The 25,192-nt window shown below is 59.5% G+C and carries 25 protein-coding genes and 1 pseudogene; 10 read left to right on the top strand and 16 right to left on the bottom strand.

Annotated elements, in window-relative coordinates; all coding sequences use genetic code 11:
* Nucleotides 1-37: 37 nt before the first annotated feature.
* From VXJ24_RS06365 to VXJ24_RS06355, 3 genes are all read right to left on the bottom strand, one after another.
* Entirely contained in the window at nucleotides 38-1,396 is a 1,359-nt protein-coding gene (locus VXJ24_RS06365) for a Sau3AI family type II restriction endonuclease (RefSeq protein ID WP_330972084.1), read from the bottom strand.
* A 405-nt stretch (nucleotides 1,397-1,801) separates the two neighbouring features.
* Nucleotides 1,802-1,939, bottom strand: a complete 138-nt coding sequence (locus VXJ24_RS06360) for a hypothetical protein (RefSeq protein ID WP_330972083.1) — start codon at nucleotides 1,937-1,939, stop codon at nucleotides 1,802-1,804.
* Between the two features lie 444 nt (nucleotides 1,940-2,383).
* Nucleotides 2,384-3,601: an MFS transporter gene (locus tag VXJ24_RS06355; RefSeq protein ID WP_330972082.1), complete on the bottom strand. Its 1,218-nt coding sequence runs from the start codon at nucleotides 3,599-3,601 to the stop codon at nucleotides 2,384-2,386.
* A gap of 190 nt (nucleotides 3,602-3,791) precedes the next feature.
* Between VXJ24_RS06355 and VXJ24_RS06350 the strand changes: the two genes are divergently transcribed.
* Both VXJ24_RS06350 and VXJ24_RS06345 read left to right on the top strand, forming a co-directional pair.
* On the top strand, nucleotides 3,792-4,991 hold the full coding sequence (locus tag VXJ24_RS06350; protein WP_330972081.1) for an MFS transporter: 1,200 nt from the start codon (nucleotides 3,792-3,794) through the stop codon (nucleotides 4,989-4,991).
* Between the two features lie 15 nt (nucleotides 4,992-5,006).
* On the top strand, nucleotides 5,007-5,450 hold the full coding sequence (locus VXJ24_RS06345) for a hypothetical protein (RefSeq protein ID WP_330972080.1): 444 nt from the start codon (nucleotides 5,007-5,009) through the stop codon (nucleotides 5,448-5,450).
* Nucleotides 5,451-5,453: 3 nt separating this feature from the next.
* Here VXJ24_RS06345 and VXJ24_RS06340 read toward each other — a convergent pair whose 3' ends face one another.
* The gene (locus VXJ24_RS06340; RefSeq protein WP_330972079.1) at nucleotides 5,454-6,464 is read right to left on the bottom strand and encodes a glycoside hydrolase family 25 protein; all 1,011 of its coding nucleotides are present in this window, start codon (nucleotides 6,462-6,464) and stop codon (nucleotides 5,454-5,456) included.
* A 212-nt stretch (nucleotides 6,465-6,676) separates the two neighbouring features.
* Between VXJ24_RS06340 and VXJ24_RS06335 the strand changes: the two genes are divergently transcribed.
* Nucleotides 6,677-7,144: a hypothetical protein gene (locus tag VXJ24_RS06335; protein WP_330972078.1), complete on the top strand. Its 468-nt coding sequence runs from the start codon at nucleotides 6,677-6,679 to the stop codon at nucleotides 7,142-7,144.
* A 63-nt stretch (nucleotides 7,145-7,207) separates the two neighbouring features.
* Here the strand turns inward: VXJ24_RS06335 and VXJ24_RS06330 are convergent, their stop codons facing one another.
* The 3 genes from VXJ24_RS06330 to VXJ24_RS06320 form a co-directional block, all read right to left on the bottom strand.
* Nucleotides 7,208-7,999, bottom strand: coding sequence for a DAPG hydrolase family protein (locus VXJ24_RS06330; protein WP_330972077.1), 792 nt, complete (start codon nucleotides 7,997-7,999; stop codon nucleotides 7,208-7,210).
* Nucleotides 8,000-8,151: 152 nt separating this feature from the next.
* Nucleotides 8,152-8,604: a PTS sugar transporter subunit IIA gene (locus VXJ24_RS06325; RefSeq protein WP_330972076.1), complete on the bottom strand. Its 453-nt coding sequence runs from the start codon at nucleotides 8,602-8,604 to the stop codon at nucleotides 8,152-8,154.
* Between the two features lie 80 nt (nucleotides 8,605-8,684).
* Nucleotides 8,685-8,930: a hypothetical protein gene (locus VXJ24_RS06320; RefSeq protein WP_330972075.1), complete on the bottom strand. Its 246-nt coding sequence runs from the start codon at nucleotides 8,928-8,930 to the stop codon at nucleotides 8,685-8,687.
* A gap of 209 nt (nucleotides 8,931-9,139) precedes the next feature.
* Here VXJ24_RS06320 and amrA point away from each other — a divergent pair, with 209 nt between their 5' ends.
* From amrA to VXJ24_RS06305, 3 genes are all read left to right on the top strand, one after another.
* Nucleotides 9,140-10,537 carry an AmmeMemoRadiSam system protein A gene (gene amrA / locus VXJ24_RS06315; RefSeq protein WP_330972074.1) on the top strand — a complete coding sequence of 466 codons (1,398 nt, stop codon included), beginning with the start codon at nucleotides 9,140-9,142 and terminating at the stop codon, nucleotides 10,535-10,537.
* On the top strand, nucleotides 10,537-11,403 hold the full coding sequence (amrS, locus tag VXJ24_RS06310; protein ID WP_330972073.1) for an AmmeMemoRadiSam system radical SAM enzyme: 867 nt from the start codon (nucleotides 10,537-10,539) through the stop codon (nucleotides 11,401-11,403). Before amrA ends, amrS begins: the two co-directional genes overlap by 1 nt.
* A gap of 97 nt (nucleotides 11,404-11,500) precedes the next feature.
* The gene (locus VXJ24_RS06305; protein WP_330972072.1) at nucleotides 11,501-11,746 is read left to right on the top strand and encodes a hypothetical protein; all 246 of its coding nucleotides are present in this window, start codon (nucleotides 11,501-11,503) and stop codon (nucleotides 11,744-11,746) included.
* Here VXJ24_RS06305 and VXJ24_RS06300 read toward each other — a convergent pair whose 3' ends face one another.
* Entirely contained in the window at nucleotides 11,747-12,124 is a 378-nt protein-coding gene (locus VXJ24_RS06300; protein WP_330972071.1) for a winged helix-turn-helix transcriptional regulator, read from the bottom strand.
* 126 nt (nucleotides 12,125-12,250) lie between these two features.
* Here VXJ24_RS06300 and trxA point away from each other — a divergent pair, with 126 nt between their 5' ends.
* Together trxA and VXJ24_RS06290 are read left to right on the top strand one after the other, a co-directional pair.
* The gene (gene trxA, locus VXJ24_RS06295) at nucleotides 12,251-12,568 is read left to right on the top strand and encodes a thioredoxin (protein ID WP_330972070.1); all 318 of its coding nucleotides are present in this window, start codon (nucleotides 12,251-12,253) and stop codon (nucleotides 12,566-12,568) included.
* Nucleotides 12,569-12,575: 7 nt separating this feature from the next.
* Nucleotides 12,576-12,947 carry a thioredoxin family protein gene (locus VXJ24_RS06290; protein ID WP_330972069.1) on the top strand — a complete coding sequence of 124 codons (372 nt, stop codon included), beginning with the start codon at nucleotides 12,576-12,578 and terminating at the stop codon, nucleotides 12,945-12,947.
* Nucleotides 12,948-13,057: 110 nt separating this feature from the next.
* Here the strand turns inward: VXJ24_RS06290 and VXJ24_RS06285 are convergent, their stop codons facing one another.
* The 7 genes and pseudogenes from VXJ24_RS06285 to VXJ24_RS06255 all read right to left on the bottom strand — a co-directional run bounded on the left by VXJ24_RS06285 (nucleotide 13,058) and on the right by VXJ24_RS06255 (nucleotide 19,696).
* Entirely contained in the window at nucleotides 13,058-13,984 is a 927-nt protein-coding gene (locus VXJ24_RS06285; protein ID WP_330972068.1) for a nucleoside hydrolase, read from the bottom strand.
* 2 nt (nucleotides 13,985-13,986) lie between these two features.
* Nucleotides 13,987-15,723: an adenine deaminase C-terminal domain-containing protein gene (locus tag VXJ24_RS06280; protein ID WP_330972067.1), complete on the bottom strand. Its 1,737-nt coding sequence runs from the start codon at nucleotides 15,721-15,723 to the stop codon at nucleotides 13,987-13,989.
* Nucleotides 15,724-15,733: 10 nt separating this feature from the next.
* A complete protein-coding gene (locus VXJ24_RS06275) occupies nucleotides 15,734-16,522 on the bottom strand; it encodes an ABC transporter permease (RefSeq protein WP_330972066.1) in 789 nt (262 codons plus the stop codon).
* A 69-nt stretch (nucleotides 16,523-16,591) separates the two neighbouring features.
* Nucleotides 16,592-17,722, bottom strand: coding sequence for an ABC transporter substrate-binding protein (locus VXJ24_RS06270; RefSeq protein ID WP_330972065.1), 1,131 nt, complete (start codon nucleotides 17,720-17,722; stop codon nucleotides 16,592-16,594).
* Between the two features lie 52 nt (nucleotides 17,723-17,774).
* Nucleotides 17,775-18,128: a TOBE domain-containing protein gene (locus tag VXJ24_RS06265; RefSeq protein WP_330972124.1), complete on the bottom strand. Its 354-nt coding sequence runs from the start codon at nucleotides 18,126-18,128 to the stop codon at nucleotides 17,775-17,777.
* Nucleotides 18,129-18,395: 267 nt separating this feature from the next.
* Nucleotides 18,396-18,771: pseudogene (locus VXJ24_RS06260) on the bottom strand (ABC transporter ATP-binding protein); the annotation flags it as partial.
* A gap of 94 nt (nucleotides 18,772-18,865) precedes the next feature.
* Nucleotides 18,866-19,696: an ABC transporter permease gene (locus tag VXJ24_RS06255; protein ID WP_330972064.1), complete on the bottom strand. Its 831-nt coding sequence runs from the start codon at nucleotides 19,694-19,696 to the stop codon at nucleotides 18,866-18,868.
* 286 nt (nucleotides 19,697-19,982) lie between these two features.
* Between VXJ24_RS06255 and VXJ24_RS06250 the strand changes: the two genes are divergently transcribed.
* Nucleotides 19,983-20,843 carry a pirin family protein gene (locus VXJ24_RS06250; RefSeq protein ID WP_330972063.1) on the top strand — a complete coding sequence of 287 codons (861 nt, stop codon included), beginning with the start codon at nucleotides 19,983-19,985 and terminating at the stop codon, nucleotides 20,841-20,843.
* Between the two features lie 1,457 nt (nucleotides 20,844-22,300).
* Here VXJ24_RS06250 and VXJ24_RS06245 read toward each other — a convergent pair.
* Nucleotides 22,301-23,425: an ABC transporter substrate-binding protein gene (locus VXJ24_RS06245; RefSeq protein WP_330972062.1), complete on the bottom strand. Its 1,125-nt coding sequence runs from the start codon at nucleotides 23,423-23,425 to the stop codon at nucleotides 22,301-22,303.
* Between the two features lie 346 nt (nucleotides 23,426-23,771).
* Here VXJ24_RS06245 and VXJ24_RS06240 point away from each other — a divergent pair, with 346 nt between their 5' ends.
* The gene (locus tag VXJ24_RS06240) at nucleotides 23,772-25,160 is read left to right on the top strand and encodes a PTS transporter subunit EIIC (protein ID WP_330972061.1); all 1,389 of its coding nucleotides are present in this window, start codon (nucleotides 23,772-23,774) and stop codon (nucleotides 25,158-25,160) included.
* Nucleotides 25,161-25,192: the final 32 nt, after the last annotated feature.

Below are 25,192 nucleotides of genomic sequence, written 5' to 3'. Positions count from 1 at the left end.
ACACAGAGCTGACGCATTTCGCAGACACATATGGCTGTCAGAAAAGGGCCTTGGCGATTTCGTCGCTCAAATAACCAGCATTCAGCCAGAAGCACTTCTTCACGACCGGCCTGCCGTGAGGCTGAGGCCTTGTATCCTTACCGTTCTGGCCATGAGGTCGCACGTGGCAGCAGCGGTTCTCGGTGCTCTTCACCGATATCTCTGCATGCCCTTCTCTCACATTCTGGCGCATCTGGTCATAGCAGCGCTTCGCCTCATCGAGATCTTTGTCCGGCATCTGCCAGAACATGACATCAGCAAGCCGATAGACACCATCTTCCCTCTCATCTTCCCGATAGATGACAAAGAGGTATTTCTGAAGCAGCTCATCGTGGAAGTCGGAATCTTCGAAATCTGTCATCTCGAGCTTGCGGTAGTCAAAGTACGGAAAGGACACCGACTCCTTCAGCCTGCCATTGCGCTTGATGCGCATGGTCTTCGGCTTGATGTTCGCCTTCTCGAATTCCTCGATCTTCGAATTCTCGTCCACTCCGAGAATCCGCTTGGTTATGCGTGCACAGCGGTTGAGCGACTTCGAAATGCCGAAATGCTGTGCAAGCTCTTCCTCTGTCCGGCCGAAATACGGCTCAAACCGTTCGCGCACAAGCCCGAGAAGGTTGATGTCCTGCCCCTTCCTGGCAAGACTGGTTCCTGCTCCAGTCTTCCTGTCGAGCAGGCCTTGTTCTATCGCAGTCATATAGGAAGCCTTGAAAGCCCATGCACGGGGCTTGGCTGGAACATCCGAGCACGGCTGCTTGCGTCTATTCTCGGATGTTGCCGCCTTCGTGCAGGCTTCGAGATACATCGTATCCGAGCCCGAAATGTCTTCTGCATGACCCGCGCGCACCTTGTTGACGACAGTTTCCCAGTCGCGCTTTATCTGAGGCAGGTCCTCTTCTGGAATGGTCCAGAGATCTGCCATGATGACCTCGTAATCGAGAGGATCGGTATCCTTCTCCCAGAGATAGGTGACAAGCAGGATATCCCTAGCTTTCTCCATGAAGTGGCTTGTCTCGAACGTTTCATTTACGACATCCATGTAGTCGATCATCGATATGACCAGGCGTTCCTTTGCGACAAGGTCATTCTTTCTCACATGCTTCATCGGAGTTGTCTTGAGCTCGACGCCAGCTTGTGCGAAATCTGGCTCAGAGCTGCTGTTCGGGGCATAGTCGAAGTAATATTCCTCCATAGCGTTGCCGAAAGAGCCCTTGCGCTTCCTGGAATCAGCTATCTTCTCCGCATCCGTCATCTGACGGAGCGTGTGGCCTTCTAACCGTTCGGCATACTCCAGTATCGACTGAGGGTCCGAAGGGTCATATCCGAGTATCCTGCCGTCCACGCCACGCTCTTCCATGCCAGCTCCATCCAGACATGCACCCGTTTTCAATCAGCATTGTCGTTCATTTCGTCAGGCAGCGCTATCCTCTCCTGCCTCGAACGCAGCCGCAACACCCTGCCGGAGCTACTTTGCGAGCTTCTCAGGAAGCCGCTCGACGTGCTCGCCCAGTTAGACGCCCTGTGCCTGCCTGTCGTCTGCCCGCCCTATCTCAGTCACATGGATCTCGATGCCTTTCATCTCGAGCTCGCCTGTCTCCCGGGAACCTAGGGCAGAGACAATCGCTTCCCGGCAGGCGCCGCCGTTCGTGAAGCCGTGCTATCAGGAGCATCTGGCCGGTCTTTTGCTTTCTTCCCCGGTCCTTGAAATAGAGCACCTATGGTTGCCGAAGAGCAAGGCCTCGGTCTCCGCCTCCATCTTCTCCTAGGCGCGAAGATCCCTCGATAAGTCCTCGAGCGGCAGCGAGGCGGCAGAGAGCGCCTCGTAGTGGGAGAAGGGCTTTCTCGTCTTCTCTTGTGACGCTGAATCGGACACGTCTTCGATGAGCATGCCTGCGCACATACTCGGCCCTCTTGAGGCTCTTGAGCGCTGCCTCCTTCTGGGTCCCTTTCATCTCGGGTCCCTGGCGCAGGGAGCGCTTTGCCCGGGAGGCAGGGCCTCCTTCGGCCTCTGCGGCTCTGCATTCGCTCTTCTCGATGCCGAAGCCCGCCCGTACAAGGCGCACAATCTCCGCGCGCACGAAGGAGAAGCGCTCCTTCCCCATCGTCTTTTTCCGAGGAGCCGGACGATCTCAGGCTCTCCGGGCGACTCTTCCGCATGCCATTCGGCCTGGAGAATGGAAGGGTGAAGTGGCGGCGCGAACTTCTTTTCAGTAAGAGTGGCCGGGCACATTTTTTGAGCCCGACACGAAACGTGAGGTGCTCAACCCCGCTCTTTCGGCTTCAGACCGCATGTAGGCCTGTTTTCTGCAGACGGATGGACACCTGTCTGTTTTCGTCCCGCACTCTACGCAGTCTTGCGTACGCCATCTCTGACCCGCATATAAAGCGGAAGGAACAGGAAGTCAAGGGCAAGGGCGCCTGCAAGCGCAAGGCCTCCTCCGACAAAGCCGAGCGATGCCGCACCGAGTCCATCGAGTGCCGTTCCGCCCAAGGCTGTGCCCGCGCCGATGCCGAGATTGTAGAGGCCTGAGTAGGCAGCCATAGCGACAGAGGCATCTCTCGGGTCTGCAATCTCGATGATGAGTGCCTGGAAGGCGATGCCGAAAGAGGTAAGGCCGAGGCTCCAGACCACGAGATCCGCTGCCTCGCCGATGGCAGATGAGGATGCTGGAAGGAGCAGCAGGAGAGCAAGCGCGAACGCTGCTGTCGAGACCGCAAGATAGCGTCTCCTGTGTCCGTCATAGAACTTTCCGAAGAGCACCGAGGCAAGAAGGCCGGCAACGCCGAAGAGGATGAGGGCGCCCGTGATGCCTGAGGCCGAGAAGGCTGCCACGTCCCTGAGGTACGGCTCGATATATCCATAGGCGACATAGTGCCCTCCCGCAAGAAGCACGGTCACGCAGAAGAGCACGATGAGGGGCGCACACGTTGCCAGATGCGGAAGGCGGGAAAGCGTGAAGCGCTCTACCTTGGGAAGCGAAGGAAAGACGCGGAAGAGGAAGGCAAGGTCGATGAGAGCCACGACGCCTACGAGCCCGAAGGTCATCCTCCAGCCCACAACGAGGCCGATCGCACGTCCCAGCGGCATGCCGACAATCTGTGCAATCGAGGAACCCGTCGCCACGATGCTCATGGCCTGGGCTTCGTGAGCAGGACCTGCCACCTTCGAGGCACAGATCATGACAATCGACCAGAAGATGGCATGGGCCACGGCGACGACGAGACGGGCACAGATCAGGAAGGCATAGGTCGGTGCCAGGGCCGAGAGCACCTGTCCTGCCGCAAAGATGAGGACGACGGAGAGCAGGAGCTCCTTGAAGCCAAAGCGCGATGCCCATGCCATGAGCGGCAAGGACAGCACCGCGACACCTGCGGCATAGACCGAGATCATGAAGCCTGCCTGGGCATCGGTGAGAGCGAAGCTTGCCGCGATATCGGAAAGGAGGCCTACCGGCATGAACTCAGATGTATTGAAGACGAATGCTGCCACGACGAGGCCTATGAGCGCGAGCATCTGGCGGCGCTTGAGCGGAGCCCCTGTGACTGTCTGTTCCTCTGTCACTGGAAATCACCTTTCACGCAGTTCCTGAAGACCCAAACAGCATGGCAGACAGGAAGGTGTACTGACATGCCAGCTGCAGAACAGCATCAAGGCAGCACAGCAGATGGCGCCGCTGTGAAGATGGTTTTGGCCCATGCCAGGCATGCTAGGCTGACAGGACTCATCCGATCAGAAAAGTGAGGCACATCTCTTGTCCAGCACTGTCCAAGCTTCCGTCTCCCCTGTCCGCGCCCGTATCTGCCTGGCGCTCCTCGTCCTTCTGGGATTTTCCCTCGGCTGCTCCGAGTTCTCCGTCATCGGCATCGAGTCCGACCTGGCAGCCGACCTCAATGTGAGCCTTGCCACGGCAGGCCAGCTCATCAGCCTCTTTGCCCTGCCCTATGCGGTCATGACACCGGTGCTTGCGCTCTCCTGCGGACGTTTCAAGAGATACAGCCTGCTTCTCGCCTATAGCCTCATCTTCTGTGCCGGCAACATCATCTCCGCCCTTGCCACCAGCTTCTCTGTCCTTCTGGTCTCCCGTATCCTGATCGGGTCTGTCTCGGGCGCGCTTCTGGCCGTGGGCCTCACGTTCATCCCGGAGCTCACGACACCTGAGAAGAGCTCCTGGGCCCTCTCGCTTGTCTATGCGTCCTACTCCGTCGCAATGGTCGTCGCAACCTCTGCCGGCAAGTTCATAGCCGATGTCGCGAACTGGCATGTCTTCATGTACGGCGTGCTGGCCCTCGCTATCCTTACCTGCGCGCTCTGCCTCTGGTTCCTTCCGCGCCAGGGTGCGACCGACGAGCCTGCCACGTTCAGGGAGCAGGCATGCCTCTTCAAGGAGCCCCAGGTCATTGCTGCCATGCTGATCTTCGTCTTCGGCGAGGGCTCCGTCTACACGTTCTACGGCTACGTGACGCCCTACCTCGAGACCATCCTCGGCATGGACACGATTGCCGCTTCCACGACGCTCATGGCATACGGCGCCGTGACCTTCATCTCGAACCTCGCAGGCGGCTGGATCGACTCCCGCTTCAGCGTGCGCGCCCTGGTCGTCACCTTCCTTGCGCAGGCTGCTGTCCTCATAGGCCTCTGGGCAGTCGGCGGAGCGGCCGTCCCTGCCCTTGTCCTGATCTTTGCCCTCGCCCTCCTCATGTATCTGGCTTCCGTTCCCTGCGTCTCCCTCTTCATGCATGCTGCCCGCACGCGCCATCCAAAGGCCCTGACACTTGCAAGCTCCCTTGAGCCCATGTCCTTCAATGTCGGCATCTCCTTCGGCACGGCCGTAGGCGGCGCAGTCGTGACAGCCTCAGGCCTTTCCATGCTCGGCCTCGTGGGAGGTGCGCTCTCCGTTCTTGCCGCTGCAACAGCCGGCGTGACAGCTATGCTTGCAAGGAAGCATGCATAAAGAAAGGAAGCCACGATGGACGAGTATGGACAGGCGCTTCAGGACCTCGTGTCGGCAGCGCAGGAGATTGGCTACCCGAAGGAATTCGGCCTTGCGCTCGCGCAGTACGTGCGCGGCCCCAAGACGATGCAGCGCATGGCAGAATACCTGCGCCGCTGCCGTCCCCATTCCTTCGAGGAGGCAGCAGACGAGGCCGTGACGCTCGTCTCCGAGCGCAGCCGCTGGATCGAGGAGGAGCGCTCCGAGGAGGCCCAGGCTGCCTTCACGGCCTTCATGAACCGTCCGCGTGCAGAAGACGAGGTCGTTGACTGGACCGATGACTCCTGGCACGAGGTGACCGAGGCAGAGTTCTACGGGGATCCGGAAGAGATGGATGCTTTCGCCCAGGGCGAAGACGACGGAGCGGCAGAGGATGCCGGTCCCTACAACTGCGATTTCGATGACAGCATTCCCTGGTAGGGACTAGGCAAGCGAAGCCTGGAGCACCTTCGAGAGGTCGATATCGAGATCGACGTACCCATCGATCCCTGAGACCGTACCCTCTGCCGAGTACTGCCAGATCGCAAACGGGATGTCAGCCGACGGCAGGTCCGTATAGGACGCCAGCCAATAGCCATACTGCCAGAGTCCCGTATACTCCATATCCTGAAGGTCGTAGTAGTTGCCGTAAAGCATGGCAGTCCTGCCTGAGGCAGCAATCCTGTCGCAGAAGGCTTTTGCCACGGCGAACATCTCGTCTGCGCTCATGCCAGAGATGCGTGCCCCATCAGATCCTGTCGGCTCGAAGTCGAAGACGACCGGATACACAAGCTGCGTGGCGCCAAGCTCCGAGAGCACGAAGTCTGCCTCTTCCTCGGCTTCCGCCACGGTCGTTGCCTGCGAGTAGAAGTAGACGCCGATGTTGAGGCCAGCCATCTGGGCGCCGAGGAGGTTCTGCCTGAAGCGCTCGTCGAGCTGGATCGTGCCGGATTCGGTGCCGCGGTAGCCAAGACGGATGATTGCAAACGAGATGCCGTCTGCACGCACCTTGTGCCAGTCGATATCTCCCTGATGAGCCGACACATCGATGCCAGACCTGCTCTCCTCTGTGCCGGAGACCACATAGTGGAGCCTGCCATCGACACCACGGAGGAGGAAGTTCCAGTCATAGGGGCTCGTCTCGATAGCTTCGGCACTCGGAAGCTCTGCCCCATGGAATGTGCCCGAAACCGTCGGCTCGAAGATGAAGAGGCGGATGCCGACGGCGATGGCACAGACGATAGCGGCAATGATTGCCACAAGCTTCACGCGGTGGCGGATGAGCTCCTGCTTCTTCGTGAGCTTCTTCTTGCTCTTGCCGCCCTTCGCATGCTTGGCAGAGCTGCCCTTCTTGGAAGAGGCGCTCTTGGCAGAAGAAGTGCTCTTGGAAGATGCCTTCCTGCCCTTTGCTACATGCTTTGCTGCATGCGTGCCTGCGCTCTTCTTCTCTGCCATTGCCTCCCCTTCCAGGCTCTTCTGCATCATCCCATCATAGCCGAGGTACGAGTCCAGACCTGAAAAGCCATACGGTCACCTTGGAGCTCCCCTGTCCCGTTTTCTGCGCTTGCAGATGTGCCAGGCTTGGGGCTACGGATTTGCGTTACCATCGAAGTCTGAATGATTCCGGATTGGCCTTCGGGCCCCGCACGCTTGGAAGGATCCGCTCAATGAGCAAGAATTTTCTTTCACCACTCCGCATCGAGGTCCTCTGCCTGACCCGCGTCGAGTTCACGGCAGAAGAGGAGATTCCCGATACCTATGATGCGAGCTTCACGCTCACGACCATCCCGCAGCCGCTCGAGGAGGCCACAGAGGACAACGAGGCGCTCTGGCGCATCGATGTGCCCCTGACAGTGAAGCTTGCCCTCACCGAGACCGGCAACAAGGACAAGGTCTATGCGCGCTCGACGCTTGAAGGCCACACCGTGGTCGCTGTCCCGAAGTCCGCTCTCGGCAAGGACGCCGATCCGGCAGAGGTGCTCCGCACCCAGGGCGTCATGGCGCTCTACTCGCACATGCGCTCGAACTTCGTGACACTCACGGCGCAGACGGCACTCAATGGCTTCATCCTGCCTGCCATTGACCCCGTCGCCTTCATCCAGTCTGTACAGGAAGACAAGCCCGAGCAGAAGTGATCTTGCCACAAAGCATGGAAAAGCATCGAGGCCGGAAGCATGCGCTTCTGGCCTCGTTTCTTCTCAGCGCTTCCTGTGCTTCTTCTGCTTCTTCGGCTCAGGTTCCTGCCTGTAGCGCTCATCTCCTGGCCCATAGGCTTCATAGAGCGAAGGCAGGCGCTCTGCCAGGTTCCTGGCCTCGATGGAGGCATGCTCGCAGAGTGCACGGGCACCCTCTTCGGAGTGCATCCTCTTCCTCATCCACTTCCAGGGAAGCATGGAGCCAACCCAGAAGCGGCCTGTGAAATGGAGCCCTTCGTCTGTCTTGTGGAAGAGGCCGATGAAGCGCGTATGCATCATGGCACCGCGGTTCGTGCCGATCTCTGCGCAGAGCGCATAGGGCACGCCTTCCTGGTGGAGCTTCTTCGGATCGAGCGCGCACTCTTCCGGCTTCACGAAGCGAATGGCAGAAGCTGTCCCCTCTCTGCCTACGCGCTCCGTCACATAGACCATGTTGTCCTGGAAATGGGGACGCTCGGCGCGCTCGAAATAGGAGCTGTCCGACTCACGGAAGAGGATCGTCTCATGCGATTCAGGATAGAGGGCACAGAAGCGCTCGTCCGCCTTGGGGCACCACCAGAAGAGCCAGCGCAGCATGTCAGGCGTGACGCCGGGAAGGCTTGAGGAGATGGCAATCTGCCATACTCCATCGTCGTCGAGCCTATATCCCGTCTCCTGGGCCAGGGCGGAGTCTTTCACCAAAGCCTCTGCCTTCCCCTCAGGCACCAATGTGATATGCGGATTCGCCAAGGCGCCTACAATCTCGAGCGGAAGCTCTGCGCTTGGACGCCCTTTCCATTCCTCGATGCTGTCCATCTCTTCTCGCTCCCTTCGCGCACATATAAGACCTACCCGAAGAAGGAGCCCGTAGCCAAAAATCTCCGAAGCCCCAAAATACTCCAAGAAGATGCCCTCCCAGCGGATGCTGGAAGGGCGCAGGCGGAAAAGGACAGGAAAACGCAGGGCAGCTATTCCTGCGCCAGTGCATCCGAGATGGCAGAAGCTATTGTGTGCGCGTCCTCGCTCTCCCGGAGCATCTTGCGGAAGGCAGAATCCATCAGAAGGACAGCCGTCTTCGAAAGCAGACGGATATGCTCTTCCCTGTTTGCTTCAGGCACGAAGAGGGCAACCGCGATATCGACCGGCTTCTCATCGAAGGAAGGCCAGGGTACGGCGGTCTTGTTCTTCCAGACCATGACCGCAGGGCGTACAATCGTGGCGCTCTTGGCATGAGGCACGGCAAAGCCTTCGGTGAGACCGGTTGCACCGAGCTCTTCCCTTGCCAGGAAGGCCTGATAGGCTGCCTCGTCGTCTTTCACGATGCCCAGGGCCTCGGCCTGTGCGCAGAGCATGCGGAGCAGCTCATGGCGGCTTTCCGCTTCCCTGCCGAGCAATATCTGATCGTCGGATACGAAGTCCATGGGCTCCCCTTCCCGCAGCTTTCACTCATCTTCCTGACAAGCATACGGCAGATGGATGCCCATCTGTCCGAAAACTGCACTCAAGAGCGCGGCTTTCTGTGCGTGAGATGCCAGCCTCCGCAATAGGGACAGGCATAGACATAGAGCTGCGGCGCATCCTTCTTGTGCGCACCATGGGCTGCAGCCTTCTTCGCCTCGACAGCCGTCGCATAGCGGCGCTTCCTTGCACAGGCACGGAACTCCTCCGGACTCTCATCCGGACGCCTTCCTGCCTGGGCAAGCCCCTGTGCCCTGCGCACGCTGCCTCTGCTGCTCCGCTGTTCCATCGGCTCCCGTCCTCCTCATTGCATCGAATCCAGCATAGCCAAAGAGCAGCTATCTCTGCCTTTCTGTTTCTTTGCTGCACATAGTCCTTTCAAGGACAGAACCCTGCCGTCTATGAAACCCGACACATGTTCAAAAGTTTATGCCTGGGTATATACAGCAATGCATTGCAGGCTCTGTCGCGCGTGCATGCGCATTTGGGAGGCACATCATGGGCATTGCTGCTGCATTCGCGGTTCCGCATCCGCCACTGATCATCCCCGAAGTCGGCCGGGGCGAAGAGAAGGGCATCCAGAAGACGATAGATGCCTACGAGGAAGTGGGCAGGCGCATCGCTGCCATAGCTCCTGACACGATAGTGATCTCCTCTCCCCATACCGTGATGTACCGGGACTACAACCACATCTCTCCGGGCAAGGGAGCACGTGGCTCCTTCGCTCAGTTCGGAGCACCGGAAGCACGCTACGAGATTGCCTACGACGAGGAATTCACGGACGAGATCGACAGGCTTGCGCAGGAGCGCCACCTTTCTGCCGGCACCTCCTATGAGCAGGACAGCTCGCTCGACCATGCAACGATGATCCCGGTCCATTTCATCGAGCACCACTACAAGGGCGCGAAGTATGTGCGTGTCGGCCTCTCTGGCCTCTCCCCTGCTGCCCACTATGAGCTCGGCCAGGCCATCCAGGCAGCCGCAGAGAAGCTCGGACGCAAATGCGTCTTCGTCGCCTCGGGCGACCTCTCCCATAAGCTCAAGGCTGATGGGCCTTATGGATATGCAAAGGAAGGCCCCGAGTTCGACAAGGAGATCTGCGACATCTTCCAGACAGGAGACTTCCTGCGCCTGCTCACGATGGACCGGGGCTTTGCAGACCGTGCCGCAGAATGCGGTCTTCGGAGCTTCCAGATCATGGCAGGAGTGCTTGACGGCATCCCTGTCTCCTCAGAGCTTCTGTCCCACGAAGGCCCTTTCGGTGTCGGCTACGGCGTTGCCGCCTTCACGCCGACCTCCGACAAGCGCGACGAGAGCCGCTGCTTCCTCGAAGCGTACGAAGAAGCGCACACGGAGAAGATGCACGAGCGCAAGGAGCATGAGGACCCCTTCGTCCAGCTGGCAAGAAGGTCTCTCGAGACCTATGTGAAGACAGGAAAGCGCATCGTTCCTGATGCCAGCCTTCCAGCCGAGCTCACAGAGCCCCGCGCTGGATGCTTCGTCTCCTTGAAGGAGGACGGCGAGCTCAGAGGCTGCATCGGCACGATTGCACCGACCAGGGCAAACCTCGCCGAGGAGATCTGCGCCAACGCTATCTCTGCCGCCACGAGAGACCCGCGCTTCTCTGCCGTGAAGGAATCGGAGCTTCCCGAGCTTGTCTATTCGGTCGATGTGCTTGGAGACCCCGAGCCGATCGACAGCCTCTCTGAGCTCGACCCAAGGCGCTTCGGCGTCATCGTCTCGACGCCCGACGGCAGGCGCGGGCTCCTGCTGCCCGATCTTGACGGCATCGATACGCCAGAGGAGCAGGTGAAGATTGCAGCCCGCAAGGGCGGCATCGATCCGAAAGAGGAAGACGTCCAGCTCGAACGATTCGAAGTGGTGAGACACATCTGATGGAAGAGAAGCGAGAGAGCACTGTGACCTGTCCGGTCTGTCCGCATGCCTGCCATCTCAAGGAGGGACAGGCTGGATTCTGCCGTGCCCGTGCATGCCGAGACGGGAAGATCGTCTCTGAGAGCTACGGCAGGCTTACATCCATAGCGCTCGATCCGATAGAGAAGAAGCCGCTCTCCGACTTCATGCCTGGCACGACGGTGCTCTCCGTCGGCAGCTACGGCTGCAACCTGCGCTGCCCCTTCTGCCAGAACTGGCAGATCTCGCAGACCGGAGAAGGCGGCGTGCCCTGGAAGGAAGTCTCGCCGATAGAGCTTGTGGCTTCGGCGCAGAGGCTCCGGGAAGAAGGTCCCTTCGTCTCGGGCATTGCCTATACCTACAACGAGCCGCTTGTCAGCTGGGAGTATGTGCGCGACTGCAGCGTGCTGGCACATCAGGCAGGCCTCAAGAACATCCTTGTCTCGAATGGCTGCGCAAACGAGCCTATCATCCGCAAGCTTGCGCCCCTGATCGATGCGGCGAACATCGACCTCAAGGGACCAAGCCAGAAGTTCTACGACAACTGTGCCGGAGACTTCGCGACTGTCCAGAAGACAATCGAGATTCTGGCTGCGACGCCGACCTGCCACCTCGAGGTCACGACCCTGATCGTCCCCGGCATGAATGACAAGGACGAGGATGTGGAGAGCATCGCGAAGTGGCTCTCGGAGATCCCGACGGAAGGAGATCCCATCACGCTCCACATCACCCGCTTCTTCCCAAGATGGCATATGAACACGGACGAGCCGACGCCCGTGGAGACCGTCTACCATCTGGCAGATGTAGCGAAGAACTATCTCGACCGGGTCCGGTGCGGAAACGTCTAAAATCTGGCAGGAGCGAACATGAGGGAGGGCTGGCAGAACATATGTCAGCCCTCCCTCTTCGTGCCATACTGGAGACAGACTGGTCGGAAGGAACGCTATGAGAAGCACGAAGATTGCCGATACCACGCGCGAGGAGCGCATCCAGATCGTCACAGAAGCCCTCTCCTGGGGAGATGACTGCGGCGACTGCTCGCTCGATGCCTGCGGCATCGACAAGTTCTATGAGCCGTATATCGAGGGGGAGATCGAGCTCGCCGAGCTCAACATGATGAAGGCGACGGAGCGCTACGAGCTCGGCATCGGCGACAGGTCCGAGATCGACGGCGGCTGCAGCTGGGCCTGATCAGGCTTCGTCTGCCTGCATGAGATGGGCCTCTCCCCAATCTTTGAGCTCCATCAGGATGGGAATGAGGGTGCGGGCACGCGGCGCGAGACGGTACTCGACCCGCACCGGCATCTCGTCGTACTGATGCCTCTCCACAAGGCCGTCTGCCTCGAGCTCCTTCAAGGATGAGGCAAGCATCGTGTTCGTGATACCGAAGACGAGCTTCCTGAGCTCGCCGTAGCGCAGCTCCTCTGACTGCGAGAGCGCAACGAGGAGCAGGATCTTCCATTTGCCGCCCACCGCGTCGAGGACACGCCTCAGGGCGCATCCCGATCCCGTGATACTTGCATCGGCACTTGCGAAGCAGGGTGCCAGAGAGCTTTTGCCGGTAGCCATGGTCAGTTTTTCCTTACCACATCTATTAAAACTGCGTACTTGCTCCGCATTTTATACCTCATAAAATGGGTATCAACAAAACGAAGCACGCAGAGCGTGCATGAGACAAGAAAGCAGGTAGACACGATGGAGTATCAGTTCACAGCCGACAACTTCCAGAAAGAGGTTCTCGACAGCAAGGAGCCCGTCCTCGTCGACTTCTACGCAGACTGGTGCGGCCCCTGCCGTGCAATGATGCCGGTTGTCGAGGATATCGCAAACGAGTATGAGGGCCGCCTCAAGGTCGGCAAGGTCAACTCCGACGAGCAGCCCGAGCTCGCCCAGCAGTTCAATGTCATGAGCATCCCGGCCTTCTTCATCCTGAAGGATGGCAAGGTCGTGGACCAGATGGTGGGCGGCATGCCGAAGGCAATGCTCAAGGGCCGCATCGACGCCCAGCTCTAAGTTCAGGATGCACCTGAGAGAGCTTGCGCCAGGAGAGCAGCTGGAGGATATCATCGCCAGCTCTCCCCTGGCGCTTCTTCAGTTCGGGACACAATCCTGCGCACCTTGCGGAGCGCTGCACCAGAAGATTGATTCCTGGCTTGACGAACGCGAAAAGGTACCGGAGCATCTTCCGCTTGCAGCCGTCTACATCTCGCTCGACGAGCACCCTGCCCTTGCAGCCCAGGCAGATGTGCTCTCTGCCCCGACGCTCCGCTTCTACGCAGACGGCCAGCTCTGGGCGGAGGCTGGAGGATACTTCAGCCTCGAGCAGTTCCTCGCGCGTGCCGAGCGTGCAGAGCAGCTCCTGCGCAGAGCCGAAGCATCCCGCACAAGCTAGGCCCGCATCGCAGGTGCCAGAACCAGAAAAGCAGCCCAGAGCACGTTTCTGGGCTGCTTCTCCATCTCCAGAGGATGCTCCCGCCTGTCCGGGCCGAGCAGACGAAGCCTTCAGTCAAGCGCCTTCAAGCTCTGCGTCAGCAATTCCAGATAGCGGTCGTGCGGATAGCCGAGGACCACCTTTGTCTGGGGCTTCTGCTTGAGACGCCCCTTCTCGTCGATCAGCGTCTCGCCGTACGTAAGGGCACCCTTGGTCTCCACATCAACAAACCACTCGGCAGTCTGGGCGCACTGGGGGTCGATGAGCACGGCAGCGGCAAGGGAGTCGAAGACCGGCCACCCGCGCCCGGAAAGGCTGTGCTCCGGCGTTCCGGGATAGAAGAAGAGCTGGCCTGCAAAGGCACCGATCCGGGGAGCGCACGTGGCCAGGCGGGCAAAGTCGTCCCTTTTGAGCCGGTGGTCGTAGCCGACTTCGAGTCCCACCATGGAAAGCGGCACACCGGAGGAAAACACGATATGTGCCGCTTCAGGGTCGGTATGGATATTGAACTCGGCAGCAGGAGACGTATTGCCGCCGAAGCGCGAACCGCCCATAAGGACAAGCCGCTTGATGAGGCGGGGTGCTTCAGGATGCAGCCGGATGAGCAGCGCCAGATTCGTGAGCGGCCCTGTCGCCAGAATCTCGAGCTCGTGCGGATAGCGGCACAGCATCTGCCAGATGAGCTCGGCAGACGGCAGCTCCGAGAGCGTGCCTTCTGTGTGAGGAAGCTCGGCAGCCCCAAGTCCCCGCGGACCCATGAGGCTCGCGGAGAGCCGCTCATAGGGTGCAAGGAGAGGTACAGATCCCTGGGCGACCGGGATATCGAGGCCGAGGAATGCCACAAGGTCGAGCGCATTGCGCGCTGTCACATCTGCCGGCACATTGCCTGCCACGGTCGTGAGCGCCACCAGATCGATGTCGGGCTGCGCCGCAAGCATCATGAGGGCAAGCGCATCGTCGTTTCCCGGATCGGCATCCATCAGGACCTTTCTTGCCATTCTCATGCCTCCTCTCCCTCTGGAAGGACAAGATCGACCAGCTTTCCCTGGCGCACATCCACAAGCCCGCGGTCGGTCACCTTGAGCGCCGGGCTGACCGGAAGCGCAATCGTGCAGAGGGACATGACCGGGTTGCTGTTGCCCCATCCCTGGTCCTTGAGGGCACGTGTCACGGCTGCAAGCCTCTGCGCTGCCAAAGGAAGCGGATCTTCCGTCAGGATGCCTGCTACCGGCAGCGGCATCTCTGCCACAATCTTGCCATCGCGCACGACGACAAGGCCTCCCTGGCGTGCGATGACGGAATTCGCGGCAAGCACCATGTCCTCTTCATTTGCGCCGACAACGAGCAGGTTGTGGTGGTCATGTACCCAGGTCGAGGCAACGGCTCCTTCCTTGAGGCATGCGCCCGAAAGAAGGGCTGTGCCCGAAAGGCCGAGGCCGTGGTGGCGCTCGAAGACACGTGCCAGCGCAAGGCCGCCTGTCCCCTTCCAGTCGATGCGGCCATCCTTCACAGGAAGCTCGCGCACCACATCCGGCGTGAAGGTCGAGCTCTTCTGTATCTCCATCGTGTGCACCCTGACGGTCGCGCCGGCACCCTCGGGGGCCAAAAGCGCGAAATCGTCCAGCGTCCGTGGCGCGAGGTGGATGCTTTCGTAGTAGCGCTCAGGGAAGTCATGGCGGGACGAAGTGTCGGCAGAGTCTCTGTCCACCCAGCAGCCGCGATGCATGACAGAAGCCACATGGAAGCCCTCAAGCGAATCGAGCACGACGAGGTCTGCCAGGCGTCCAGGGGCGATGCGTCCTCTGTCGCGCAGGTCCATGCGTGCTGCAGGAGACGATGTGGCTGCAATGATGGCAGAGGCAGGGTCGAGGCCATACGAGATTGCCTGGCGCACGACCCGTGCAAGGTGATCGTGCTGGAGCTGGTCCGCCATCACATCGTCGGTCACGAAGCTCCAGAGCCCTGTGAGCTCGGGGTGCGCTGCCAGATACGCAATGTTTTCCTTTGTCACGGACTTGAGCTGCACCTCGACGAACATGCCCATCTCGAAGCGCTGGCGCATGCGCTCGGGCGTCTGCTCGCAATGGTCCGAGTCGATGCCGGCATAGAGGATGCGCGCAAGGTCGAGGCCCAGAAATGCCGGCACATGCCCCTCGATGATGGGCACCGTACGGGATGCTTCGGCCGCCTTCACGACACGTGCGGCACGCGATCCGGGGTCGGAGATGACCGTACGGCAATCCATGACCTCACCGAGGCAGCGCACGCGGGGATTCTTCATAAGGAAAGAGATGTCTTCAGGGGTGACAGCAGCGCCGGCATCCTCGAGATCTGTCGAGGGAACGGAGCTCGGTGCCCCGAAGAAGACCTCGGCATGTTCCGGATCGTCTGCCGGCGCAAGCCGGATGAACTCCTCGATGCCCTCCGTGCCGAAGACATTGGCAATCTCATGGGGCTCCGCGATGCAGGTCGAGGTGCCATGCTGCAGGGCGGCCTTGAGGAACACCGGAGGCGTGACCATCGAGCTTTCGATATGCATATGGATATCGATGAGTCCCGGAATGACCCAGCGTCCGGAAAGGTCTGCGACCTCCTGGGGCTCGATCTGCTTCAAGACTTCCTCATCTGTGCCGGCATAGAGGATCCTGCCATCCAGGATTGCGACAGAAGCGGTGCGGAAGCAGCGGTAGGCGCTGTCGAAGACCTGTGCGCCCTGCAGCAGAAGATCTGCCTTCATAGGTAAGCTCCTAAGCGATCTTGTCGAGTCCCATCGTCTTGTCCACGACGATCATCACGATGATGGTGACGCCCATAAGAGCGGTCGATAGGGCAGCCACAGTAGGATCGAAGTGGTACTCGACGTAGTTCAGCATCGCGATGGGAAGAAGCGTCGTGCCCGGGCCAGACAGAAAGACCGACAGCGGGACATTGTTGAAGGAATTGATCACAGACAGGATGCAGGCAGCAAGCATGCCCGACTTGATGTTCGGAAGCACGATGCCGGTGAGCATCTGCGTCCTTGTGGCGCCCAGCGAGAGAGCCGCCTCTTCGACCGAGACATCCACATTCTGGAGGGCAGAGGCGACATTGCGCATCACATAGGGGATGCACAGGAGCGTGTGTCCGACAAGGAGGCTTGCAAAGATCGGGAGATTGAAGAGGACCACGATGTAGCGCATGAGGACAAAGCCCATTACGATGCCGGGGATAAGGACAGGCGACTGGAAGATGACATTGATGGCAGCCTTGCCCGGGAATTCATGGCGGCTATAGGCATAGGCGGCAGGCACGCCGATCGCAAGGGCAAGCACGGTCGCAAGCGCTGCAATCTCGAGGCTCATGACGCAGGCAGGGACGAAGTCTCCCACCTTGAACATGTGGAAGAACCACTTCGTCGTGAAGCCCGTAATCGGGAACTGCAGGTACTCCTCCTTGCCGAACGAAGAGACAGCGATGACCACAAGCGGGCCTACCAGGAAGAGGTAGACCAGAGCGGTCAGGATGGCAACAAGAGTATGGTTTGTGCGGCGCTTCATGCTTCTCCCCTGCAAAGGCGTGCAATGACCTCCCGGCGCCCCTGCGAGGCGCCGGGAGCACGGTGCGTGCTAGGCGTTCGTGTTGAGCTGGTTGTTCCACATGCTCTGCCACGTCGCCTTGTTCTCGATCAGCAGCTCGAGGTCCGGCAGCTGGATGGAGTTCACGACATCCTCGCCGTAGGTCATGCCCTTGGCCTCGTCCTCGGTGAGCTCGACATCCGGACGCGACGGCGCGTCGCCCGTCTGCGCATTGCGGGTCTGCTCGTCCTTGTCGAGGGTGTAGTTGATGAAGGCCTTGGCAAGATCGGCATTGGCGCTCTTTGCGCAGACATCGGTGACGTTCGTGGAACCCCAGGTGCCCTCGGTCGGATCGACCCAGACGAAGTCGTCGGATGCCTCCTGGATCGTCAGCGACGAGAAGTCGAGGATGACGGCACAGGAGACCTCGCCCTGATTGAACATGTTCACGACGTCGGAGGACTTGGTGTAGATCTTCACGAGGTTCGGCTTGAGCTCGGCAAGCTTGTCCATGGCAGCCTGGGCGTTGTCGGCCGTGAGCTCCTGGCCAAGCTGGCCGGCCGCGATGTTCAGCATCCACGGGCCTGCCGTCGTGGAGAAGTCGGGAATTGTAAGCTTTCCGGCAAGGTCGGACCTCCACAGATCTGCCCAGGACGTGATCGGCTCGGTGATGACGGACTTGTCATAGACGATGCCGAGACGGGTGAAGGTATAGGCCGGGCCATAGTCTTCGCCGTTGGGCGTCTTTGCCTTGTCGTAGAGCGAATCATAATTCGAAAGATCGCTCGGAGAGATCTTGGCGACGAGGCCGGCATCGATGGCCTGCTGCATGTAGTAGTCGGAGAGCTGGATGATATCGTAGGACTCCGGCTTCTGCTGGATCTTGGCAAGACGGTCGCCGTTGTTGCCTTCCTCGACCGTGATCGTGCAGTTGAAGGCCTTCTCGAACGGCTCGAACACGAGCTCGCGCTTCTGGTCGGAGTTGAAGCCCCAGGTAGAGATCACGAGCTGGGCACCATTGGAATCGTAGGCACCCTCGATCGTGGCAACCGTGCCCGTCGAGCTGGCGTCGGAATCAGAGTCCGTATCGCAGCCAGAGAGCGCAAGCGCAGAGCCTGCTGCAGCCACAAGGCCGAGCATCGAGCGACGGGTCACCTGCGGATTCAGATTGTTGCTGTTCATTGTGTGCGGCATCCTTTCGTTCTCCCTTGTCAAACCGAAAGCCATCTCCCCTTTAGTGCTGCGGCTTCCGGATAAGAGCCATGCGTTCAGGCAGCAGCACGAGCGCCACCTTGTCCCCCACCTTGCCAGATCCATCCTCGACGCGGGCGACAAGCGTGCCAAGCGGGGTCGTGATGTTGTACTGATAGCGCCTGCCCAGATAGGTCTTGACATCGATCGTGCCCGGAACAGAGTTTTTGGCCTCCGTGCCCCAGGGCGCAAGCTCCACATCGTCCGAGCGGAGATAGGCAAGCGCCTCTGCGGCATCGAGCGGCTCTGCGGCCTCGATCTTCGTGCCGTCCTTGGCCTTCCAGAACCCATCCTCGCGTACCAGCTCGATGCGGTTGTCGAAGCCGACGAAGTTCATGACAAACTCGGTCTTAGGGTGCTGGTAGATGCGCTGCGGATCGTCCATCTGCTCGATGACGCCGTTGTTCATAATCGCGACCTCATCGGAGATAGCGAAGCACTCCTCCTGGTCATGCGTCACGTAGATGGTCGTGATGCCCAGCTCCTGCTGGATGCGGCGAATCTCGACACGCATCTTCACGCGGAGCTTTGCATCGAGGTTCGAGAGTGGCTCATCCATCAGAAGCAGGTCCGGCTTGATGACAAGAGCACGGGCAAGGGCGACACGCTGGCGCTGGCCGCCGGAAAGCTCGCGCGGATAGCGCTTCTCGAGCCCTTCGAGATCGACGGTCTTGAGCATCTCGGGAACGCGCTCGGCAATCTCTGCCTTGCCGACGCCGCGCATCTTGAGGCCATAGGCCACATTGTCGAAGATCGTCATGTGCGGAAAGAGCGCATAGCTCTGGAACACGAAGCCGAAGTTGCGCTTGTTGGGGGGGGATGCGGGTGATTTCCTTGCCGTCGAAGAGCACCTCGCCCGACCGGGGCTCAGAAAAGCCGGCAATCAGGCGCAGCGTCGTGGTCTTGCCGCAGCCCGAAGGGCCCAGCAGGGAAACGAGCTTTCCCTTCTCGATCGCGATGTTGTAATGCTTCAAGATCATGTTGTCGCCGTAGCCGGCTGTGACATCCTTGAGTTCCAGAAGTGCCATGGGTCTCCCTAAACGTCCGAAAAATCTTGCTTCGAAAGCTGCAGCATCAGGCTGCTGCCGGATTGACCTTGCGGGCCAGCTTGCCGATAAGAAGCGTTGCGATGACCGCAATCACGATCATGATGATTGCGACCACAGAGGCTGCGGTCCAGTCATTGAGCGAGAGGCCGTCCTGATAGATCAGCGTCGCCAGCATGCGCGTATCGGAGCCGCCGAGGAGCTGAGGTGTCGTATAGGCAGTGAGGCTGCCGCAGAAGACGAGCACAGAGCCCGTGATGAGGCCCGGCACCGAAAGCGGGAACATGATGCGCCAGAAGCTCGTGGTACGGCTTGCACCGAGGCTGTTCGATGCGAGCATCAGGTCTTCGTCGATGTTCTCCATCACGCCCACCGTCGAGATGATCATCAGCGGAAGGAAAAGCTGCACCAGGCCGACGACAATCGAGAACTCGTTGTAGAGCATCGGAATGGGCGAAGAGATGATGCCAAGAGACTGCAGAAGCGTGTTGGCTGTGCCCTTCTTGCCGAGAAGCACCATCCAGCTGAACGAGCGCACAACCGGGCTTGTCATGAGCGGGAACAGTGTCATCGCGATGAAGAGGCTCTTCTTCTTCGCGACACGTGCCACATAGTAGGCTGCCGGAAAGCCAAGCAGGATGCAGATGGCCACCGTGATCAGGGACAGCCTGATGGTGCGCCAGAAGACCTGCTGGAAATAGGTGTCAGTGAGCGTCTGCCAATACCCATCCAGTGAGAAGGCACCCGTACCGGTGACGGTCGACAGGAAGGTGGCGAACATGGGGATGAGCAGGAAGAGCGTAATGAACACCGCACAGGGCAGCATGAGTGCATAAGCGAACAGGCGCTTATTCTGCATATGAGCTCCTTGGCGCCGACGGGCGCAGTCAAGATGAAACCGTTCGCATGCCAGTCTAGAGCGGAGATGCAGCTTTCGGCAGAGCAGCCGTAAAACTCCATTTGAATCTGCCCTGTGTCATGATCTTGTAACATTGTGGGCACCGCTTCGGCACGGTTTCCTCATCATCTTCTGCTTCCGTGTGCATCCTATGCATATGCTATATAAGCACATACATATACTCCGTCCGGGTACACCTGCTGCAGATGACACCGGAGCAGATGCTCCTCGAAAGATTGGATATGCCATGTTCCGCCACGGAACCAATGTCGTGAAGGGATACCGCACCCAGGACGGCGCCGGCGTGAGCCTCGTACGCGTGCTCGGAGCCGAGACTGCAGCCGCCTTCGACCCCTTCCTCATGCTCGACTCCTTCGACAGCACCGACCCTGATGCCTATACGGCAGGATTTCCCCTGCACCCCCACCGCGGCATCGAGACCGTGACCTATCTGGCAGAAGGCGCCATCCAGCACCGCGATACGATGGGATTTTCCGACACGATTCACACCGGCGAGGTGCAGTGGATGTGCGCAGGCTCGGGCATCGAGCACGAGGAGCAGATCCCGCCCGCCAAGCGCCTGCTCGGCATCCAGCTCTGGCTGAACCTGCCGAAGAGGGACAAGATGGCACATCCCAGCTACCATGCCATACACAAGCGCGATATCGAGACCATAGCGCTGGATCGGGGCGTGAGCGTGCGTCTGCTTGCTGGCACCCTGACAGATGGAGAAGGGACCCAGCATCAGGGATATGCCGGAAACCATCTGCCTCTCGATTTCTACGATATCGCTCTCGAGCCAGGAGCTGTGGCCACGCTTCCTGTCGCACAGGAGGCTTCAGCCATCGCATTCACGCTTGAAGGGAGCACCACCATAGGAGGCCTTCCCCTCGGTGCCAAGACCGCCATCAAGCTCGAGGAGGGCGACCGGGTGAAGATCGAAGCGGATGCCGATGCCCCCTCTCATGTCCTCTTCCTGAGCTCTCTTCCCCTGCATGAGCCGATTGCCTGGGGCGGTCCCATTGTCATGAACACAGAAGAGGAGCTCCTCGCTGCCTTCCGGGAGATCGAGCAGGGCACCTTCCAGAAGGAGCAGCTAGAGCACTGATCTGCCGATGCAGCAGCTTTTCCAAGGGACTTTTCTGGCATTGCATAAACTTTTCCAAAGGGGTTTCTGGCATGGCACAGCTTTTCGGGCTGCAGCCGGCAGCACGCCGCTGCCGGCTGAAGGACCCGGAATTTCTCTGCCATTCGCTATCTGCTGCCATGCCGCCTCAAGAGCGAAACGATGCCGTCAATGGCTGCAGCGTCCGATGATGCAAGACTGGTCACCGAAGCGATGCCGGATATGCTGCCCGTCTCGGGAAGTGCCAATGTTTCCCCTGCCGGCAGCAGCGGCAGGCACATACGGAACGCTCTTCAGTTTTGCAGATGTCCTGATTGCCGCTCCCACGCTCGGAATCCTGATTGCAGGATCAGGCCGAAGAAGCAAATAGCCGCCCCGCATAAGCGGAAACGGCCACTCGCCAACATTTCCGAAAGAAATGGAGCGGCCTTCTTCCCGCCAACCCCGGGTGCCGCCTGCTCTGCGTTGTAGCGCCTTCCTCCCCTCTTCCGCAAGAGGTTCCCATAAGGACCAGAGACCTCCGCCAGGACGCCTCTCGCATACATCCGGACAGGTATGGCCAGGCTGTAGCATCAGCGATATCAGAGAAGCGATAGCACTGCTGCCACCGGAAGGGATGACCTGGCTGTTGAAGCGGGCTTTCCGAGCCTGCCTTCGCCGCGCCGAGGCTTGCAGACAGCCAATCAGAGAGGTTATGAAGCGAAGGCGCTCCATAGAGGCAGCGCGGATGCCAACGACAAGCTGCCCCTCGCTGCCACAACAGTGTCATGTGCCACCGCTTTGCGGCTTTCCCGGATTCCATTGCGGGAATAGCGACTCTGGCGTCCTGGAGGATGCGTTCGTGAGGCTCTGCAGCAAGCAGCCTTTCCTCTTCGCCCTCCATCAGTATGCACCGGACGGAAGCCCATCTGTAAAGTGAGCAAGGCCGCTTGGCACGTAGCTCTCCGAAGACATCCAGCAGCACGCTATGGCCAGGATCCCTCTTGATTCCGTCATATCCAGCCGTTATGATAGCAGTATAGAACACGCGTTCGTCTTTGCGGGCAGGCCGAAGCTCCTGGCTGCAGAGGCGGCATGATGCAAGGCAGGCGGCGGACCGTCTCCGAATTCCGGATAAGGAGACGAAGATGAAAGAAATTCACGATGTTCTTGAAATTCTGATTCTTGTAGCCCAGCTTGCCCTGTCGACCCTCCGTCTTTACGAGGAGGCGAGAAAGATGAAGCCCCCGCGCAGATAGCGCAGGAGCTTAGTCAAAACCCTAACGATTTTGTCAGGGATTCGGGGACGGGGCGAATCCGTCCGCCTGTCTTGCATTGTACCGCCGGAAGATGCCGCCAATCAAGAGGATGCAAAGCATGGACGGCGCAGCCAGTTTCCGGCCTGTTGAAGACTGGATGCAGCACTGCCACAAGAGGCAGCGCTTCCGAATGCTTTGGCATCAGCCTGCCGTGTAGTCTTCCTTCGAGACATCGATGTCGACTCCGCGCACATGATAGATGAGGTTTCCGACCTTTGCACCCTCCACGTAATCCTTTGCGACGAACTGGTGCTTCGGATAGAAGAGCGGAAGCACGGCGTAGTCCTGTCTCGTCACGATATCGTCCACTCCCCTGTACATGTCTGCCCGTGCCTCCTCGTCAGTCGATGCCCGGGCGGCAATCAGGAGCTCGTCTACATGGGCATTGCTGCAGAAGGAGGAGTTCTTCTGTGCTGTCGTGCTCAAGAAGTAGGTATACATGTTGTTGTCGCCGTCTGCGTAGGCAGGGAACCACCCCAGCAGCGTCATCTGCAGATTGCCCGCTGCCCTATCCTGTGCCCAGACACCGTTGTCGACGGTGCTCACCTCGCAGCTGATGCCTGCCCTCGACCAGAAGTCCTGAAGGGCGACAGCGACGTTCTGGTCCTGGGCTCTCACCTGAAGCGAAAGGGCAGGAGACTCTCCCTTCTCCGCCATGATCTGTGCCGCCTCATCTGGATCGTAGGCAAAGACCGGCGCATCGTCGTCGAAACCCGGCTCCTGCGGTGTCAAGAAGCCACTTGCCGGCCTGCCAGCACCTGAGAGCACGGTCGCGACAAGCGTATCGCGGTCGATCGCCAGAGACAGCGCCCGACGGATATCGACATCCTCGAGACCCTTTCCTTCGCTCAGGTTGAGTGCCACGAAATAGGTGCCCAAGGTGTCGTAGGAGACGATCAGGTCTTGGACATCGGGGTCCTTCTGATAAGTTGCCAGAAGCGACCCGTCCAGATCGCACCAGTCGATGTCTCCGTTCTTGAATGAGAGCATCTTGGTGTTGACATCATCGAAGTAGCGGTAGTGCATTTCGTCGAGCGGAGGCTTCCCTCCATGGTAGGAGTCATTCCGCACGAGCACGACCTCGGTCGTATCATCGTTGCTTTCCATCTTGTAGGGACCGGTACCGATGCAGTCCGCGCCGCTGTCCCAAGCATTCCCTGCCGCAGTGCAGGCACCGCGCGGGAAGATCTGGGCATAGGAGGAGCCGAGGTTCTTCACGAAGCAGGCATAGGGCTCTGTCAGGCACCTGCCATGCCTTTGGGACATCGGAGAAGGCAGGAGCACAGACAGCAGTCAGAGTACTGACGGCATCGATGGCTGGCACGTGCAGGACCATGTCATGCGCTTTTGGCAGGCACTGCGCACATGGTGCAGAAAGAGCTCCGTTATCTGTTATATCTGTTTGCGCCCCATCTGCTCCTGATTTGGTCAGTCTTCCGGTACATTCCAACCGTTCACAGCCATATTCCAGCCGTCTGTCGCTCTACTGTTATAACAGTTTGGTCAATTCTTCTCCGCTTTACGTTATCGTGCCGATCCCTTGATTCCGGTTTACTTAAGGCTGTCAGCACACAGGGGAAGGCACGATGCCTTCTGGGAGAAAGGATGCGACGTGGCAAAGGATTACCAGGCTCTCGCAGCGTCTGTGATAGACAAGGTCGGTGGAAAGGACAATATCGTCTCCGTGACGCACTGCGTCACCCGCCTGCGCTTCGTCCTCAAGGATGAGTCCAAGGCAGACGATGCTTCCGTCAAGAAGACTGCGGGCGTGATCAATGTCGTGCACGGCAATGGCCAGTACCAGGTCGTGATCGGCACCGATGTCGAAAATGCATACGATGCTGCCATCGCCGAGCTCGGCACCCAGTTTGCCGGCGGCGAGGTCCCCGCAGACGATGAACAGAAGAAGGGCAATGTCTTCGACCGCTTCTCCGAGACGGTCTCCGGCATCTTCTTCCCCTTCATGGGCGGCTTCATCGCGACCGGCATGCTCAAGGCGCTCCTGATCATGCTCTCCAACTTCATCCCCAGCTTCAGCCAGACCGGTGCCTACACAGTCCTGTATGCCGGTGCCGACGGCTTCATGCAGTTCCTTCCCTTCGTCCTGGCCGTCTCGGCTGCCGAGAAGTTCAAGACGAACAAGTATGTGGCACTTGCCGTCGTGTTCCCTATGCTCTACTCCACGATCACCGCAGCCTACGCTGCACATACGCCGCTTGACTTCTTCGGCATCCCGGTGACCTTGGTCTCCTATGCCTCTTCTGTCATCCCGCCGGTCATCATGACCTGGCTGCTCGCAAAGCTCGAGAAGTTCCTCAAGGGCCACATGAACCAGACGCTGTTCTCGCTCTTCGGCTACATGATCTGCCTGATTGTCCTGGTGCCTGTCGAGCTCATCTGCGTCGGCCCGATCTTCCAGATTGCCGGCACCTTCATCGCCGATGCGATCCTGGCCGTCTACAATGTCGCTCCAATCATCGCTGGCATGATCTTCGCAGGCCTCTGGCCGATCCTCATCATCTTCGGCGCCCATGCCGCCTTCACGCCGATCGTCCTCAACAACATGGCCACGCTTGGCTATGACTGGCTCTCCCCGCTCTCCTGGGGCTGCAACTTCGCAATGGCCGGTGCCTGCCTCGGCGTCTTCCTGAAGACCAAGAACCTCAAGCTCAAGGAGCTTGCCGGCCCGAACTGGATCACGGCGCTTCTTGCCGGCGTGACCGAGCCTGCCATCTACGGCGTGAACCTCAAGTTCAAGAAGCCCTTTGTCATTGCCTGCATCGCCTCTGCTGCCGCTTCCGTGCCCATCGCCGTGGCAGGGCTTCAGCGCACGGCCTTCATCGGCGTGAACCTGATCACGATGCCGGCACTGTTCTTCTTCCCCGGCGGCTGGGCCGCCCCGATCTGCGCAGCCATCGGCTTTGTCGGCGCAGCTGTGGGCACCTACCTCTTCGGCTTCGACGATTCGATGATCACGGATCCGGCGCTGCTCGAAGACTAGCTTCGCCCCCATTTCCTGCCTGGCAGCAGCCT

This window comes from Olsenella kribbiana, from assembly GCF_036408795.1.
Taxonomy (GTDB): domain Bacteria; phylum Actinomycetota; class Coriobacteriia; order Coriobacteriales; family Atopobiaceae; genus Olsenella_L; species Olsenella_L kribbiana.
Note: the sequence above shows the minus strand (reverse complement) of the source record. Positions and strands in the feature narration are given on the sequence as shown.

Excerpts from the sequence above, each read along its gene's own strand:
- VXJ24_RS06365 (WP_330972084.1), bottom strand. The coding sequence starts at position 1,396 with ATGGAAGAGCGTGGCGTGGACGGCAGGATACTCGGATATGACCCTTCG.
- VXJ24_RS06360 (WP_330972083.1), bottom strand. The coding sequence starts at position 1,939 with ATGTGCGCAGGCATGCTCATCGAAGACGTGTCCGATTCAGCGTCACAA.
- VXJ24_RS06345 (WP_330972080.1), top strand. The coding sequence starts at position 5,007 with ATGGACGAGTATGGACAGGCGCTTCAGGACCTCGTGTCGGCAGCGCAG.
- VXJ24_RS06340 (WP_330972079.1), bottom strand. The coding sequence starts at position 6,464 with ATGGCAGAGAAGAAGAGCGCAGGCACGCATGCAGCAAAGCATGTAGCA.
- VXJ24_RS06335 (WP_330972078.1), top strand. The coding sequence starts at position 6,677 with ATGAGCAAGAATTTTCTTTCACCACTCCGCATCGAGGTCCTCTGCCTG.
- VXJ24_RS06330 (WP_330972077.1), bottom strand. The coding sequence starts at position 7,999 with ATGGACAGCATCGAGGAATGGAAAGGGCGTCCAAGCGCAGAGCTTCCG.
- VXJ24_RS06325 (WP_330972076.1), bottom strand. The coding sequence starts at position 8,604 with ATGGACTTCGTATCCGACGATCAGATATTGCTCGGCAGGGAAGCGGAA.
- VXJ24_RS06320 (WP_330972075.1), bottom strand. The coding sequence starts at position 8,930 with ATGGAACAGCGGAGCAGCAGAGGCAGCGTGCGCAGGGCACAGGGGCTT.
- amrA (WP_330972074.1), top strand. The coding sequence starts at position 9,140 with ATGGGCATTGCTGCTGCATTCGCGGTTCCGCATCCGCCACTGATCATC.
- amrS (WP_330972073.1), top strand. The coding sequence starts at position 10,537 with ATGGAAGAGAAGCGAGAGAGCACTGTGACCTGTCCGGTCTGTCCGCAT.
- VXJ24_RS06305 (WP_330972072.1), top strand. The coding sequence starts at position 11,501 with ATGAGAAGCACGAAGATTGCCGATACCACGCGCGAGGAGCGCATCCAG.
- VXJ24_RS06300 (WP_330972071.1), bottom strand. The coding sequence starts at position 12,124 with ATGGCTACCGGCAAAAGCTCTCTGGCACCCTGCTTCGCAAGTGCCGAT.
- trxA (WP_330972070.1), top strand. The coding sequence starts at position 12,251 with ATGGAGTATCAGTTCACAGCCGACAACTTCCAGAAAGAGGTTCTCGAC.
- VXJ24_RS06290 (WP_330972069.1), top strand. The coding sequence starts at position 12,576 with ATGCACCTGAGAGAGCTTGCGCCAGGAGAGCAGCTGGAGGATATCATC.
- VXJ24_RS06285 (WP_330972068.1), bottom strand. The coding sequence starts at position 13,984 with ATGGCAAGAAAGGTCCTGATGGATGCCGATCCGGGAAACGACGATGCG.
- VXJ24_RS06280 (WP_330972067.1), bottom strand. The coding sequence starts at position 15,723 with ATGAAGGCAGATCTTCTGCTGCAGGGCGCACAGGTCTTCGACAGCGCC.
- VXJ24_RS06275 (WP_330972066.1), bottom strand. The coding sequence starts at position 16,522 with ATGAAGCGCCGCACAAACCATACTCTTGTTGCCATCCTGACCGCTCTG.
- VXJ24_RS06270 (WP_330972065.1), bottom strand. The coding sequence starts at position 17,722 with ATGAACAGCAACAATCTGAATCCGCAGGTGACCCGTCGCTCGATGCTC.
- VXJ24_RS06265 (WP_330972124.1), bottom strand. The coding sequence starts at position 18,128 with ATGAACTTCGTCGGCTTCGACAACCGCATCGAGCTGGTACGCGAGGAT.
- VXJ24_RS06255 (WP_330972064.1), bottom strand. The coding sequence starts at position 19,696 with ATGCAGAATAAGCGCCTGTTCGCTTATGCACTCATGCTGCCCTGTGCG.
- VXJ24_RS06250 (WP_330972063.1), top strand. The coding sequence starts at position 19,983 with ATGTTCCGCCACGGAACCAATGTCGTGAAGGGATACCGCACCCAGGAC.
- VXJ24_RS06245 (WP_330972062.1), bottom strand. The coding sequence starts at position 23,425 with ATGTCCCAAAGGCATGGCAGGTGCCTGACAGAGCCCTATGCCTGCTTC.